The following is a 13071-nucleotide window of genomic DNA, read 5'->3' as shown; positions in this document are numbered from 1 at the left end:
ATCCTTCCGCGCGTTTGCGCGCGCGTCGAAAAACAGTCATCCCAGCGAAATGTGTTTTGCATAGCGTGTAGCTCCATTTCTATTTCTTTCTAAAATCAGGAGAGCACTATGCGGCTTTGGGGAGCCATTCCGGCGCTCGCGGTTGTTGCTGGCGCCGTTGCCATCTCGCCGGTAGCAAACGCAGAGAATTTGGTCGAAAAGATCGTTGATGAGTTCAAGCACGAGATCAGGGACGAGCTGCGCGATCTGCGGGATCGGGGCCATGAAGGCGTGCACCAGTACAAGCACATCGTCGTCATCTATCAGGAGAACCACAGCTTCGATAACCTCTACGGTCACTGGGGCGACGTCGGCCGCGACCGGATCAACGGCACATCCTATGCCGATCAGGCGCACACCCTGCAGGTTCGGCAGGACAACCAGACCGTCTATGCCTGTCTGCTGCAGAACGACGTCAACCTGACCTCTCCGTCGCCGCAACCGACCAGCTGCACCGACAATACGGGCACGGTCGCGATCCTGAGCGCCTTCAAGAACAAGCCGTTCGAGATCAATGAATTCATTCCGACCTCGGCCACGACCTGCCCGAAGCCGCTCGGCGCTTTCGCGGCTCACGGTTTCCTCAACGGCACCGGCGCGCCCGGCGGCTGCACCGCGGACATCGTGCACCGCTTCTACAGCGAGCAGTACCAGCTCAACGGCGGCCGGCAAAACCGCTACATGACCGGCAGTGATGCGGCGGGTCTGGTGATGGGCTATTACGACACCAAGAAGCTGCCCATCTACACCTATCTCCACGGCAACGGCGCGCCGAACTACATCATTGCCGACAGCTTCTTCCAGGGCGCCTTCGGCGGTTCGTTCCTCAACCACCAGTTCCTGGTCGCCGCCGCGGCGCCGCAGTTCGTCGGTGCCCTGAATGACGGCAGCGCCAACGATTTCCACTCGATCGTCGATGCCAACGGCATGCCGACCAGCACGCCGCTCTACACGCCGCTCTCGACCGTGAAGGATGCGCAGCTGACGGCGAAGTGCAATCAGGCCGGCCTGCCGGCGGGCCTCGCCTGCGGCGACTACGCGGTCAACACGACGCAGCCGTTCTATCAGCCCTATTCCCCGGGAACCGCCGACATCAAGCGCCTGCCGCCGCTGCACACGCCGAACATCGGCGATCGGTTGTCGGCAAAGCGCGTGGATTGGGCCTGGTATTCGGGCGGCTGGTCGAACGCCAACGGCGACGTCGGCGCTTCGGGCTGGACCAACGGCAACGGTACGACCTGCACCGACCCGAACCATGTTTCCACGGCGGTGTTCCCGAACTGCCCGGACGTGGATTTCCAGTACCACCATCAGGCGTTCAACTACTTCGCCAACTACGCGCCCGGAACGCAGGCCCGCAAAGATCGCCTGAAGGACGAGGCGGAGTTCATCCAGGCGGCGAAGACCGGCCGGCTGAAGCAGGTCAGCTTCATCAAGCCGATCGGCGAGGAAAACGAGCATCCGGGCTACACCAGCGAGTCCGAAGGCAGCCAGCATCTCGTCGATCTCGTCAAGGCGATCGTCGAGGGGCCGGATGGCAGGGACACGCTGATCGTCATCACCTATGACGAGTTCGGCGGGCAGTGGGATCACGTTCCCCCGCCGCCGTTCAACCGCCATGGTGCCGAAGCCAAGGCTGCGGACCAGTGGGGCCCGGGCACCCGCATTCCGGCGCTCCTGATCGCCAAGCGCTTCAACAAGTCAGGCGTCGCGCACGAGGACTTCGACACCACGTCGATCCTCAAGATGCTTGAAAAGCGCTTCGACCTCGACCCGCTGGTGACGCGCCCGGTGCGCAGCCTCTCGGCGGCGCTGAAGGCCGGCGAGGGCTGGCACTGACACGAGAAACGCTGCCGGCCGCCCGCGTCAACGTCCGACGCGGGCCGGAGTGCCGGCCACGCGCCCAAGGGATCGCTAGACGAAGGGATCGCTACAAGAAGCGATCGCTACATGATCAGATCGTGTAGCGGATGGGTCACGACGGCGTCCGGCGTATGGTCCGGGAAGAAATCTGTTTGGTGCTCCAGGACAGCCGGCCCCATTGCCGGCGTTCCACCAGTTGCAACTCCTTGCGCCAGCTGAAATCCGGCGGAATCGTCGTGGCGGCCGAACCATGCGAGGCTTTGATCAAACTGTGGAGGGGACGAAGCTCCCTGCTGTTCAAGGCTCGAAGGCTCCGCGAAATGAAAGGACTGCTCGGTCGTTCCCGACGTTCCGCCGTCTACAAAGGGCAGGATTGCCTGAGACAACGCCGCGTCCTCGTGGCTACTCGTTGACATCGGACTAACATCGGGTGCGGGAGCGCTGGCGCCGACCGGCGGCGCGGGGCTGTCCTGGCTGGCGGCGAATATGAAGGTGTCCATCCCCGCCGTGTGGCACTGAATATCGACCTGAAGGCTGCTCGTCGCCGAATCGCCGTCCGCATCGACCGCCGTCACATCGAACAGCAGATCCGCATTGATGCTCGTCTTTTCGGTATAGCTGATGTTGTTGATCGCGAAGGTGGGACACCCGGCTTCCACCCGATCGTAGTCGACCTGGACTTGATCGAACGACCTGTCAACGTAAAGCGTATACGTCGTCGTCGTGGCATCAAAGGTGTAGGTGTCGATCAGCGAAGCATCCGATGTCTCCTGCACCACGAAGCCGGCACTGCCGCAGAGCGGCCTGGGAACATCGATGCAGAAGTCGTGAACGTCGGCGCTGCCATCAAGAACCTTGAGGATCACACCGGCGGTGCCGTAGCCCTGCCATTCCGTGAGATTGAAGCCGACCTGCGACTGCTTCTCGGTGAACGCGAGATTCAACTGCTCGGCCGGGTCCATCTGCAGTCCACTGTCGCCGACCGCAATACCGCAGTCCGATGCCTTGACATCGAGCGGCTGGCCGGCGCAGTCCGACCCGGTAATAACCAGTTGTCCGTCCGGAGCCGTCAATGACGGCGTGCCGCAGATCGGGGCATCAAAATCGGAGCCATGGACGGTGACGTCCTTCGACGGCCCGGCGTGCTCGAGATCAAAGCAGAATGTTCCATCCGGATTGATCAGCAACTTGAAATAAGGATCGTCCAACCTACCCCCGCAATCGGTAAGATACGCGTCGAGCTCGACGCCGCCGCCCACCTCATGGGTCGTATAGTAGAAGTTGTAATCATCGCCATGTCCGGTGACGTGCACCGCGGTGATGCCGTTGCCCAGGCATGATGTGGCCAGATCATATCCCGAGCAGCCGACCGGACCGTTGTGGACGGCAACGAACATCGCGGCATCGCCATCCGCGCCGAAATTGATATCGTAGGTACCTGTCGCAGTCTGATGATCCTGAGCGGCGACGAAGGTCTCCGGGAAGCCGCAAATGGTCGGGTGATCGTCCGTGATCGTCAGTTGCTTGCCGAGGTCGATGCACGCGCTCTGGAAGTCGCCGTCCTTGTCCGTGATGGTGGCAACCAGGCTTACGACGCCGGCGGTCAGCGACACGGCTTCGCCGCTGTCAGGGCCGGCGCAGGCCGGATGCGTCACCGCGCGATATTCGGTGAAGGTGACGCATCCCGTGGCCGGATCAACCGCGATGGTGAATGCCAGCGCGCCACTTGCTGTGCCAACATGGCCTTCGATGGTGTTGCCGTTCAGAACCAGCACGTCGGAGCAGCCGGTATGCGAATCGATCAGACCGGATGGGGTGCAGTCACCTCCGTTGATCGACAGTGCATAGTGAGTCGTCGCGCCGTCGGCGCCCTGGAGCGAGCTGAACGCCGTCGAGAATTCGGCGGAAATTTTCGTCAGCGCCGCGTCCGGTGCCGAGCCCGCGACATGGTCGTCCAGTGCCGTTGCCGTCAGGTGCGTCTCGCTCAGCGTCAGCGACGGAGCGGTGCAATTGGCCCGGATGCAGGGGCCATCGTCGCTGATGGTCAGCCTGCTGCCGAGGTCGAGGCCGGCGCTCTGGAAGTCGCCGTCCTTGTCCGTGATCGTGGCAATCAGGCCCACGATGCCCGCGGCCAGCGATACGGCTTCGCCGCTGTCCGGGCTGGTGCCGAGCGGCTGCTCCACCGGCCGGTAGTCGGTGAAGGTCACGCGTCCCGTGGCCGGATCGAGCGTGATGGTGAAGGCCAGCGTGCCGTTGGTCGCGCCGACGCGGCCTTCGATCGTGTTGCCGTTCAGAACCAGCAGGTCAGCGAGGCCGGTATGCGAGTCGATCAGCCCCGATGCCGTGCCGTTGCCGCCGGTGATCGTCAGCGCGTAGCGGATGGTCGCGCCATCGGCGCCTTGCACCGAAGTGAACGCGGTCGAGAAATCGGCGGAAGTCGTCGTCAGCGCCGCGTCCGGTGCCGAGCCGGCGATGTGGTCGTCCAGCGCCGTTGCCGTCAGATGCGTCTCACTCAGCGTCAGCGATGGGGCTGTGCCCGCCGCCTCGATGCGCGGGCCATCGTCCGTGATTGTCAGCTGCTTGCCGAGATCGATGCTTAGATCCTGGTACTGGCCGTCGCTCTCCGTGACCGTCGCGATCAGGTTGACGAGGCCGGTCCCCAGTGCGATCCCTTCGCCGCTGTCAGGGCTGGTGCCCGACGATTGTTCGACCGCGCGGTGCTCGACGAAGGTCACGCGACCCGTGGCCGGGTCAACCGTGATGGTGAACGCGAGCGCCCCGCTTGCCGTGCCGACATGGCCTTCGATGGTGTTGCCGTTCAGAACCAGCAGGTCAGCGAGGCCGGTATGCGAATCGATCAGCCCTGACGCCGTACCGTTGCCGCCGGTGATCGTCAGTGCGTAGCTGACCGTCAGACCCGGTTCGGTGACGAATGCCGCCGAGAACTCGCCCGATGTCGTCGTCAGCGCGGCGTCCGGTGCCGAGCCGGCGATATTGTCGTCCAGCGTCGTCGCTGTCAGATGGGTCTCGCTCAACGTCAGCGATGGCGCGGTCCCAACCTCGATCAGCGGGCCGTGGATGGTGAGTGTCACCGTCTGCGGGGTTCCGCCGATCGTGGTCACCGTGAAGCTGTCGGTCAGCGTGTTGCCGACATGGAGGGCTTGCACGGAGCTGTTGGCGTTGTCGAGCGTATAGGTCCACACGCCGGCCGTTGTGAGCGTGAATGAGCCGTAGCCACCTGCGCTTGTCGTCGGCGCGTTCACGGCGGTGAAGGTATTGGCGGGATCGTCGACATCGGTGTCGGTGAGCGTGCCGTTTGCGATGAGCAGGCCGGGCGAGGCATGACTGACGCCGACCGCACCCACCACCGCGCCGGCCTTGGTGCCGGAAATGATGGAGGCGTCATCGGCGCCCAGGATGCTGATGTCGAAGCTCTCGCTGGCCGAAAGCGCGCCGTCCGAGACCGTGATCACGAAGCTCTGGGTCGTGTTGGCCTTCAGCGCGTTGATTGCGGTATTGTTCGGAACGAAGGTGTAGCTTCCGGTCGCGCTGTTGAGATAGAGCGTGCCAAAAGTACCGACGCTCGACACGTCGTATGTCGCCTGTCCCAGCACCGTATCGCCTGTGGCGCCTCCGCTGATGCCGAATTTCAGTGCGCCGCCCTTGATGCTGCTCGCGGAAAAGGTCCCGCTCGCCGCATTGAAGTCGTCAAATATCACCGTATCGATTTCAGTCGGCCCCGCTCCGAGGTTCAACTTCGGCGGAACCGGCGGCAGCTTGAAGAGATCATTTTTCGCGAAGGTCGCTACCGGCAGCGGCCCGAGCGTATCTTGCACCGGCGACAGCGGGGACTGCTGAATAAAATTGATCGGCAGCAGCAGTTGTCCGCCTTCGAGAGCAGGCATGCCGGATCCTTTCGATGCCGGTCCTTTCTCGAAATAGGCAAGGGTCTCCTGTTGGGCCTCCCGTAATTCCTCCATGTGCGAAGGGGAATTCGTGGCATGGTTCACGCCGACGGAGGAGCCTCTTCTGCTCAGGATGATCGTCTCTTCGGGATCCTCGACGACGATGTGACGGGGGATCGCCTCCTTGGTGACGAGTTCGAACACGCCGTGGTGGAGGTCCTTGTATTTGATGTTGTCGTCGTCCAGGAGCGTGACGTTCGGCTCCGCGGCCCGGGCGTCCTCCAGCAGCGAGAAGGTCAGGGCGGCCAGCGACAGCATGCCGAGGCCGCTGGCGCGGATGGTGCCAACCGGTGTGTCCGCCGTCAGGACGCCAGACCCTGCGAGCCGGCTGCCGATGAGGCGGAAGAGGCTTCTGGTTTTCGCGAACAGACCCGGCCGCAAGCCCCCGGTGGGGTCCTGCGCGATGTCCAACTCCAGCCGGGTGCCGGCCGGCAAATTGAGCACCCTGCCATCGACCAGGCGGATTTCGATCCGCCCGCCGGCTCCGACCTCGATGACGTCACCCTGGCGAACGGAATCGCCAGCTACGATTTGAATCGGTATGCCCCGGGCACCCGCGATCGTGCCGCAGCCGATCGCCGTCCGAACAGTGCCAACTAAGCGGGGCGGCTGGCCGAAAACGGCCATGCACGCGTCCCCGAACTCTACGCCGGACGCAACTGACATTGGCTTTTTGCCTGTTAGGCAGTTCGAGCGGAAAGTGGCGCCGCAGTCTTTTTATTTTGGCTTGGTTCGGCCACGCGGCGAAAAACCCCGCGCCGTCAGCCATAGGCTTGTCCGCTGAAACGTCCTGATTGAAACCAAATTCGGCAGTAAAAATGGAATTCCAATACTGCGGGGGAGCCTTACGAAAAGGTCAGATCAGCTGTCCTTTATCGCGCGTGCAGCCCCGCAAAATTAATAGTATGATTACCATGCAAATTGTCCACTTATTAATTTTTAGTCGAACTGCGTCAGGCATTTAGGCCTGTCTGCGACAACTCGTTTGGCACTCAAGGTCCTGCGGTCTCGGCCCGGTGGTCCCGGTCACCCATCGAGCCCCGGCACGACAAGACCTTTTCGAGGAGGGGATCGTGCGCATCCATTTGATTGTTCAATTGCTTGCAAGCTTCGTCCTGGCGCTCGCAACGCTCACGCCCGGCCAGGTGCAGGCGCAAACCGAACCGGACAATATCCAATTGAAATTCATCGGAAGGGTCGTAGCCGCCACCGGTTCGGTCACGATCGAGCATCCGAATGCAGTCGTCGTTCAGGCAGGGCTGCCCGGCAAACTGCCTCAGGCGCAGGTCGGCGACCCCGTGTATCTGGGCGACGTGGTGCAAACTGGAGCCGACGGACGCGTTGGGATCAATTTCTCCGACGGCACTTCGTTCAATCTGTCGAGCAACGCCAAGATGGCGATGACCGAGTTCGTGTACGACCCGAACGGCAAGTCGAACTCGACCTTGCTCAAACTGACCAATGGGACGTTCACCTTCGTTGCCGGCAACATTGCGAAGACCGGAGACATGAAGATCGACACCCCTGTCGCAACGATGGGCATTCGAGGCACCACGCCACGCATCGAGATATCGGACGATGGAACGGTGAGGTTCGCCACGCTCGTTGAAGAGGGCAAGAGCAAGGTCAGGAAGGTCGGGACTCGAACGCCGCAGCAACCTGAGCAAAACACCCTTCACAAGTTCAATCCCAACATCTGTCGAGGGTGCTAGGCCAGGCGCAGCCCGTTTCGTGCAAGCAAGGCCCGATATGAAACTTCGTGCAAGCGCCGGCGCAATTGTCAGCCTGATATCGCTTCTCGTTGCGACGCTCCCCGTGCTGCCGGCGGTCGCGCAGAACGCGAAGAAGGACAGCTATCTCCGCACTATCGGATTGTGCAGCGGCCTCGATCGCACACCGGCCGACGCGCGCATTGCTGCCTGCACGGCGCTGATCGATGCGGGGCAGGACATGACCCAGGCTGGCCTCGCGATCGCCTATAACAACCGTGGCAACGCCTACGCCGCCAAGGGAGACTATGACGGCGCCATCCGGGATTTCGATCGATCGATCGAGCTCAATCCGACCTACACCAAGCCGTTCAACAACCGCGGCGTGGCCTATCTCAGGAAGCGCGAATATGATCGCGCGACCGACGCCTTCGATCAGGCGATCAAACTCAACCCGAACTACGGCGAGGCCTTCGCCAACCGCGCCGGCGCCTATTTGAAGAAGAACGATTATGCGCGCGCGGCGCAGGACTACGACGAGGCCATTCGCCTCGAGCCGAAGCTCGACGGGGTGTGGAACGGACGCTGCTGGAGCCGGGCCATCCTCGGCGAATTGCAGGCGGCGCTGGAAGATTGCAACAAGGCCCTTCAATTGGCGTCAACCAACGCCGCGACGTATGACTCGCGTGCCCTTATCTATCTGAAGACCGGCGAGCTGGGCGCGGCGATCGCCGACTACAGCTCCGCACTTCGCATCGATCCCAAGCTCGCAAGCGCTCTTTATGGCCGCGGCCTGGCGAAGTTGAAGCAGGGTGACAAGGCCGGCGGCAATACCGACATGGCGGCGGCCAAGGCGATCCAGGGCAGCATCGGCGACGATTTCACACGCTACGGCGTGCGATAGGCGAGTGGTCGACGAGCCGCAGTAAGGTGCACCGGCTCGATGCTGTCGCCGCGGATGCGCCCGGCCAGCCGGCTAGTCCATGATCTCGACCGTCGCCGAACGGCCGGCGACCAGCGCGATGCGATCCGGCAGGTGGTCCAGCGCGATGCGCACGGGGATGCGTTGTGCGAGCCGAACCCAGCTGAAGGTCGGGTTGACGTTTGCGAGCAGGCTCGCGCCTGCCGCGCGGTCGCGATCCTCGATGCCGGCCGCAATGCTCTCGACATGTCCGGTGAGCCGCACCGGCTCGCCCATCAGCCGGATCTGCGCCTTGTCGCCGACGCGAATGCGCGCGAGCTTGGTCTCCTCGAAATAGCCCTCCACATGCAGCGTGTCGGTGTCGACCAGCGCCATCACGCCCTTGCCTGCGGTGACGTAAGCGCCCGGCCGCAGGTCCATATTGGTGATGGTGCCGTTCACCGAAGCGTGCACCTCGCTGCGATCCAGATTGAGCTGCGCGACGGCGCGGTCGGCGACCGCCTGGTCATAGGCCGCCTTGGCCTGCAGCTGCGTCGCCAGAACCTGCTCCTGCTTCTGCTGCGACACCGCATCGGTGGTCAGCGAGCTGTAGCGTTTGAGGTCGGCGTCGGCCTGATCCAGCGTCGCGCGATGGCCGGCGACCGCAGCATCGGCCTGCTTCAGCGCCAGGGCAAAGCGGGCGCGATCGATCCGGAACAGGATGTCGCCGCGACGCACCGGCTGATTGTCCCTGACCAGCACGTCGGTGACGAAGCCGGAGACGTCGGGAGCCACCTGGATCACGTCGGCGCGGACCCTGCCGTCGCGAGTCCATGGCGATTCCATATAGTAGACCCAGAGCGCGCGAGCGACAGCGAGTGCGGCGACGACGGCGACCGCGGTCAGCGCAACCCGGCCGAGCCAGGCGAAATTCGCTTTCATGGCAGAAACTCCGAAAGATAAACCACGACGCCGAGCAGGCATACGTACAGGGCGAAATTGAACAACGCGCGATGCCAGACCAGCCGGTAGAACCCGAAGCGCTGCAAGATCCGGCTCGCCACTGCGCTCAGCGCATAGGCAACGATGAGCCACAGCAGCAGCGCCGGAACGAGCACGCCGTAAATGTCGAGCTCATATCTCATGCGGCAAAGCTCTCCTCGGGCTGCGATCGATACGCGGGTGCATCCGGAAACAGGCCGCGGCGGATGCCGACGAGGCCGAGCAACGCATCGTCCCGCGCGCGCTCATTGGGGTCCTTGACGACCGCGGTCAGCGCCGCATCGATGCATGACAACAGTTCGGCCGGCATTGCCTGGTCCGCACGGGCGCGAAACGCCGCCGCGAGGTCGTCCAGCATGTCGTCGATGGCACGCACGGTCACTGCGGCGAGGCCGTAGCGGGCCCGCCGGAGGTCGATGATGTTGAGCCCGATGCGGAGCTGGACCAGGCTGTCGGCATCACGGCGATCGCTCTCGGAGATGAAGGCGATGCGCTGGACCAATAGTCCGAGCCGATGCAGCATCAGGCCGGCAAACTGCGCGCGATCGCCGTGGCCGCGCCGCTCGGCCGCGACCGCGAGCGCCTGCCAACTCGACGTCATCAGCCGCTTGGCGATCCATTCGGCGCCGACGCCGCGTGCGATCCGCGTTACGATCTCCGCGATCACAACACCGAGGAAGAAGGCGACCGACGTGTTGGCGAAACTGGCGAAATCCGCGCTGTAGGTCGATTGCAGCGCGAGCAGCGTCGCGGTGTTGGCGGCGAGCGCCATGCCGATCGGCGCGGTCTTGGGTCGTGCGATCAAAAAGCCGTACAGGAGGAAGGTCGGCGCCAGTGCCGCGATCAGGACCTCGACATGGGAGATGCCGGGCACCAGCGCGAACTGATAGATTGCGACGATGACGATCGCGACCAGTGAAAACAGGCCGAAGGCCCGGATGCTGCGCGCAGGCTCGTCCTGTGCGGCGAAGAAGGAGCAGGCGACCGCCGCCATCATCGGCGCCGAGGCGCCATCGGCCCAGCCGGTCGCAATCCACAGGCCGCAGCAGATCAGGATGGCGACCGCCGCGCCCGCGGCCGACCACAGCGCCATGCCGTGGTCGCGATGACGGACCGGTGCGGCCCCCGACTCCGGGTGGAACGCCAGCTGGACGCTGGAGATATCCCGGCCCGCGGTGATCGCATCGCCCAGCGCGCGGCAGTCGGCCGAAATGTCGGCAAGCTCGCGCAGCCGGAGCAGCAGGCTGATCGTGATGATGCGTTCCCGCGGCGCGATGCCGTCGAGCGCAGATTGCCGCTCGGCGATTGCGGTGCGGATCTGCTCGCCGGATTGCCGCTGGCGGTCCTCGTCCACGATCCATGCGGCGAGATCGCCGATCAGGCGTTGCAGCTCCGGTTGCCGTTGCAGCGCCGCTTCGCCAAGTGCGGTAAGCCGGTCTTCGATCGACGTGATGATCGGCAACAGCATCAGCATGCGCAGCCGGACCTCGCCGAGGCCACGCACGGTGCCGGCGTCGGCCAGCCGATCATAGGCGACATGGGTCGCCAGCGTATCGATCTCGACAATGTCGGTCGCAAGACGGAGGCGTTGGGCCCGGCGCGTCTCGCCGGTCCCGCGGTCAAGCAGCACGTCGCGGGACAGACGGCGCGCATCCGACAGCCAACTCCTGATGCGGCCGCCGACCGCCGGCGCGACGCTGCGGGGAAACACCACCGTCGACACCAGGCTCGCACAGATGATGCCGAGCGAGATCTCCTCGACTCGTGCCAGCGCTACATCGAAGATGCTGCCCGGTTCGGCCACCGACGGAAAGCCGATCAGCGCGACGGTATATCCGCCCAGCATGAAGACATAGCTGCGCGGCGTGCCGTCGAGCAGCGATAAATAGAGACAGAGCCCGACCCAGAGCGCGATCGCGAGGCACAGTAGCTCCGGTGCATTGACCAGGTTCGGCACCAGGGCGACCGTGACGCTCGCGCCGACCAGCGTACCGATCACGCGGAAGAACGCCTTCGAGCTGGTCGCGCCGGCCAGCGGCTGCGAGGTGATGTAGACCGTCGCCATCGCCCAATAGGGACGCGGCAGATCGATCGCCAGGGCGATGACAAGCGCCAGCATCGACGCCGCGAACGTCTTCAACGCGAAGATGAGATCCGCGTGGCGGACCAGGAACGGCTCTTCCGCGCGCATGACTATTTCGCCTCTGGAGCAGTCCTGGCTGGCGCAGTCCTGGCGTCCTGCAGGCGGCTCGCCCGCTGCTCGATGAGCTGCAGCGTCTCGAAGGTTACCGCAAGTTCCGCGCTGCCGATATCCTTCAGCAGGCTGGCCCGTACGCGACGCAGCACCCGATTGATCTCCTCTACCTTGGCTCCGCCGGCCGCGGTGAGATGCAGCGTCTTGGCGCGCCGGTCGGTCGGGTCCTCGCGACGCTCGACCAGGCCTTCAGACTGCAGCAGATCGATCAGCCGCACCAGTGAAGGCCCCTCGATTCCCAGTTCATCCGCGAGCACGCCTTGCCGGACGTTTTCCCCCTGGCGGGACAACACCAGTAGCGGAATCGCCGTCGCGTAGGACAGTCCGTGGTCGGACAAGGCCTGATCCGACTCGCGGCGCCAGATCCGGGCCAGTCTGGTCACCAGGCGGCCGATCTCGGCGTGGATATGGGACTGTGAAGGCATGTAAACTAGATAGGATGCGAACTATTAGGATGCAACGATATAGTACGAACATCGCGGATGATCACGCGAATGCGATCCTGCGTGAGGGAGTGTCAGTACTGCTGCGGGATCGACCTCGATGCGCTGGTTATGCTCGGTTGCGGGCGGACCTTGAGCGCGGCGGGTTAGGAACACATCGGGATACAGATGCTTCTGTTCTTGAGGAGATTGTCATGAACAGAAAGCCGGTAACGCAGGATTCCGGACGCTCGAGCGACTGGGGTTCCCACGCGCAAACCGACAAGCCGTGGAAGGGAAACCCGGAGAAGGAGCAGCGCTCCGGAGATGCGAGGCGCTCAGGAGACGCGAAGGCCTCCGGAGACGAGAAGCCGGACCTGGAAAAGTGGCATGAATCGAACACGCATTGATGCGCGGAGATAGCCAATGTCCGCCTTTCATTTCGCGATCGTGAATGATGAGCGCGTGATCGATGCAACCGGTCAGCCGGTTGCCGACCGCGATGAAGCCATTGCGGTGGCCAAGCGGCTCGCCATCGACCTTGCGGAGACCCGACAGGAATATCTGGGCCGCGGCTACTACATCTCGGTGATCGGCAGCGACGCCCGCGAAATTCACCGCGAAAGCATCGACAGTGCCGCGAAGAGCGGATGAACGATGCCGCCCCGGCGGGCGGCAAGAGAGCAAGGCTTCGAGAACAAGGCTTTGAGAACAGGGCCTGGAGAGACCAAATGGATATGGGCCTTGAGATCATCTACGGCATCGGAGCGCTCGTGCTGCTGACCGCTTTGATCTTCGGCGTGCTTCAACACCATTTTCGCAGCAGGCGCACGGTGCAGGCCGGCGAGGAGGTCGTCCGCGACAGATACAAGCGGAATGAGACCTGACGCAGCGCCGCTGGCGCAAGGAGGAGACG

General features: G+C 63.5%; 11 protein-coding genes. 6 read left to right on the top strand and 5 right to left on the bottom strand.

Going from position 1 to position 13071, the window contains the following annotated elements; genetic code table 11:
- Nucleotides 1-108 precede the first annotated feature (108 nt).
- Nucleotides 109-1878 (top strand): alkaline phosphatase family protein, encoded by a 1770-nt coding sequence (locus ACVMB1_RS29140; protein WP_076827393.1) that lies wholly within the window; start codon nt 109-111, stop codon nt 1876-1878.
- Between the two features lie 107 nt (nt 1879-1985).
- Here ACVMB1_RS29140 and ACVMB1_RS29135 read toward each other — a convergent pair whose 3' ends face one another.
- Nucleotides 1986-6494 carry a DUF5801 repeats-in-toxin domain-containing protein gene (locus ACVMB1_RS29135; RefSeq protein ID WP_456849399.1) on the bottom strand — a complete coding sequence of 1503 codons (4509 nt, stop codon included), beginning with the start codon at nt 6492-6494 and terminating at the stop codon, nt 1986-1988.
- A 446-nt stretch (nt 6495-6940) separates the two neighbouring features.
- Here ACVMB1_RS29135 and ACVMB1_RS29130 point away from each other — a divergent pair, with 446 nt between their 5' ends.
- Nucleotides 6941-7579: a FecR family protein gene (locus ACVMB1_RS29130; protein ID WP_194295347.1), complete on the top strand. Its 639-nt coding sequence runs from the start codon at nt 6941-6943 to the stop codon at nt 7577-7579.
- Nucleotides 7580-7616: 37 nt separating this feature from the next.
- Nucleotides 7617-8480: a tetratricopeptide repeat protein gene (locus ACVMB1_RS29125; protein ID WP_076827396.1), complete on the top strand. Its 864-nt coding sequence runs from the start codon at nt 7617-7619 to the stop codon at nt 8478-8480.
- Between the two features lie 72 nt (nt 8481-8552).
- Here the strand turns inward: ACVMB1_RS29125 and ACVMB1_RS29120 are convergent, their stop codons facing one another.
- From ACVMB1_RS29120 to ACVMB1_RS29105, 4 genes are read right to left on the bottom strand one after another with little or no spacing between them, the layout of a single operon-like run.
- Nucleotides 8553-9419 carry an efflux RND transporter periplasmic adaptor subunit gene (locus ACVMB1_RS29120; protein WP_076827398.1) on the bottom strand — a complete coding sequence of 289 codons (867 nt, stop codon included), beginning with the start codon at nt 9417-9419 and terminating at the stop codon, nt 8553-8555.
- The gene (locus tag ACVMB1_RS29115) at nt 9416-9622 is read right to left on the bottom strand and encodes a DUF1656 domain-containing protein (protein WP_076827400.1); all 207 of its coding nucleotides are present in this window, start codon (nt 9620-9622) and stop codon (nt 9416-9418) included. The genes ACVMB1_RS29120 and ACVMB1_RS29115 overlap by 4 nt, the downstream gene beginning before the upstream one ends.
- The gene (locus ACVMB1_RS29110; protein WP_076827402.1) at nt 9619-11670 is read right to left on the bottom strand and encodes an FUSC family protein; all 2052 of its coding nucleotides are present in this window, start codon (nt 11668-11670) and stop codon (nt 9619-9621) included. Before ACVMB1_RS29110 ends, ACVMB1_RS29115 begins: the two co-directional genes overlap by 4 nt.
- 2 nt (nt 11671-11672) lie before the next feature.
- The gene (locus tag ACVMB1_RS29105; protein ID WP_057017738.1) at nt 11673-12158 is read right to left on the bottom strand and encodes a MarR family winged helix-turn-helix transcriptional regulator; all 486 of its coding nucleotides are present in this window, start codon (nt 12156-12158) and stop codon (nt 11673-11675) included.
- A 212-nt stretch (nt 12159-12370) separates the two neighbouring features.
- Here ACVMB1_RS29105 and ACVMB1_RS29100 point away from each other — a divergent pair, with 212 nt between their 5' ends.
- Genes ACVMB1_RS29100 through ACVMB1_RS29090 form a run of 3 tightly spaced genes read left to right on the top strand, consistent with a single transcriptional unit; the run spans nt 12371 to nt 13042 of the window.
- Nucleotides 12371-12565 (top strand): hypothetical protein, encoded by a 195-nt coding sequence (locus tag ACVMB1_RS29100; RefSeq protein ID WP_076827404.1) that lies wholly within the window; start codon nt 12371-12373, stop codon nt 12563-12565.
- 16 nt (nt 12566-12581) lie between these two features.
- Entirely contained in the window at nt 12582-12809 is a 228-nt protein-coding gene (locus tag ACVMB1_RS29095) for a DUF6894 family protein (protein ID WP_057017740.1), read from the top strand.
- Nucleotides 12806-13042, top strand: a complete 237-nt coding sequence (locus tag ACVMB1_RS29090; protein WP_141340061.1) for a hypothetical protein — start codon at nt 12806-12808, stop codon at nt 13040-13042. Before ACVMB1_RS29095 ends, ACVMB1_RS29090 begins: the two co-directional genes overlap by 4 nt.
- Nucleotides 13043-13071 lie beyond the last annotated feature (29 nt).

Source organism: Bradyrhizobium sp. USDA 4504 (assembly GCF_054063995.1).
This window is presented reverse-complemented; position numbering and strand designations above follow the sequence as displayed.

Coding starts and splice junctions, on each gene's coding strand:
- ACVMB1_RS29135 (WP_456849399.1), bottom strand. CDS start 6,494: ATGGCCGTTTTCGGCCAGCCGCCCCGCTTAGTTGGCACTGTTCGGACG.
- ACVMB1_RS29125 (WP_076827396.1), top strand. CDS start 7,617: ATGAAACTTCGTGCAAGCGCCGGCGCAATTGTCAGCCTGATATCGCTT.
- ACVMB1_RS29105 (WP_057017738.1), bottom strand. CDS start 12,158: ATGCCTTCACAGTCCCATATCCACGCCGAGATCGGCCGCCTGGTGACC.
- ACVMB1_RS29090 (WP_141340061.1), top strand. CDS start 12,806: ATGAACGATGCCGCCCCGGCGGGCGGCAAGAGAGCAAGGCTTCGAGAA.
- ACVMB1_RS29100 (WP_076827404.1), top strand. CDS start 12,371: ATGAACAGAAAGCCGGTAACGCAGGATTCCGGACGCTCGAGCGACTGG.
- ACVMB1_RS29095 (WP_057017740.1), top strand. CDS start 12,582: ATGTCCGCCTTTCATTTCGCGATCGTGAATGATGAGCGCGTGATCGAT.
- ACVMB1_RS29140 (WP_076827393.1), top strand. CDS start 109: ATGCGGCTTTGGGGAGCCATTCCGGCGCTCGCGGTTGTTGCTGGCGCC.
- ACVMB1_RS29120 (WP_076827398.1), bottom strand. CDS start 9,419: ATGAAAGCGAATTTCGCCTGGCTCGGCCGGGTTGCGCTGACCGCGGTC.
- ACVMB1_RS29115 (WP_076827400.1), bottom strand. CDS start 9,622: ATGAGATATGAGCTCGACATTTACGGCGTGCTCGTTCCGGCGCTGCTG.
- ACVMB1_RS29110 (WP_076827402.1), bottom strand. CDS start 11,670: ATGCGCGCGGAAGAGCCGTTCCTGGTCCGCCACGCGGATCTCATCTTC.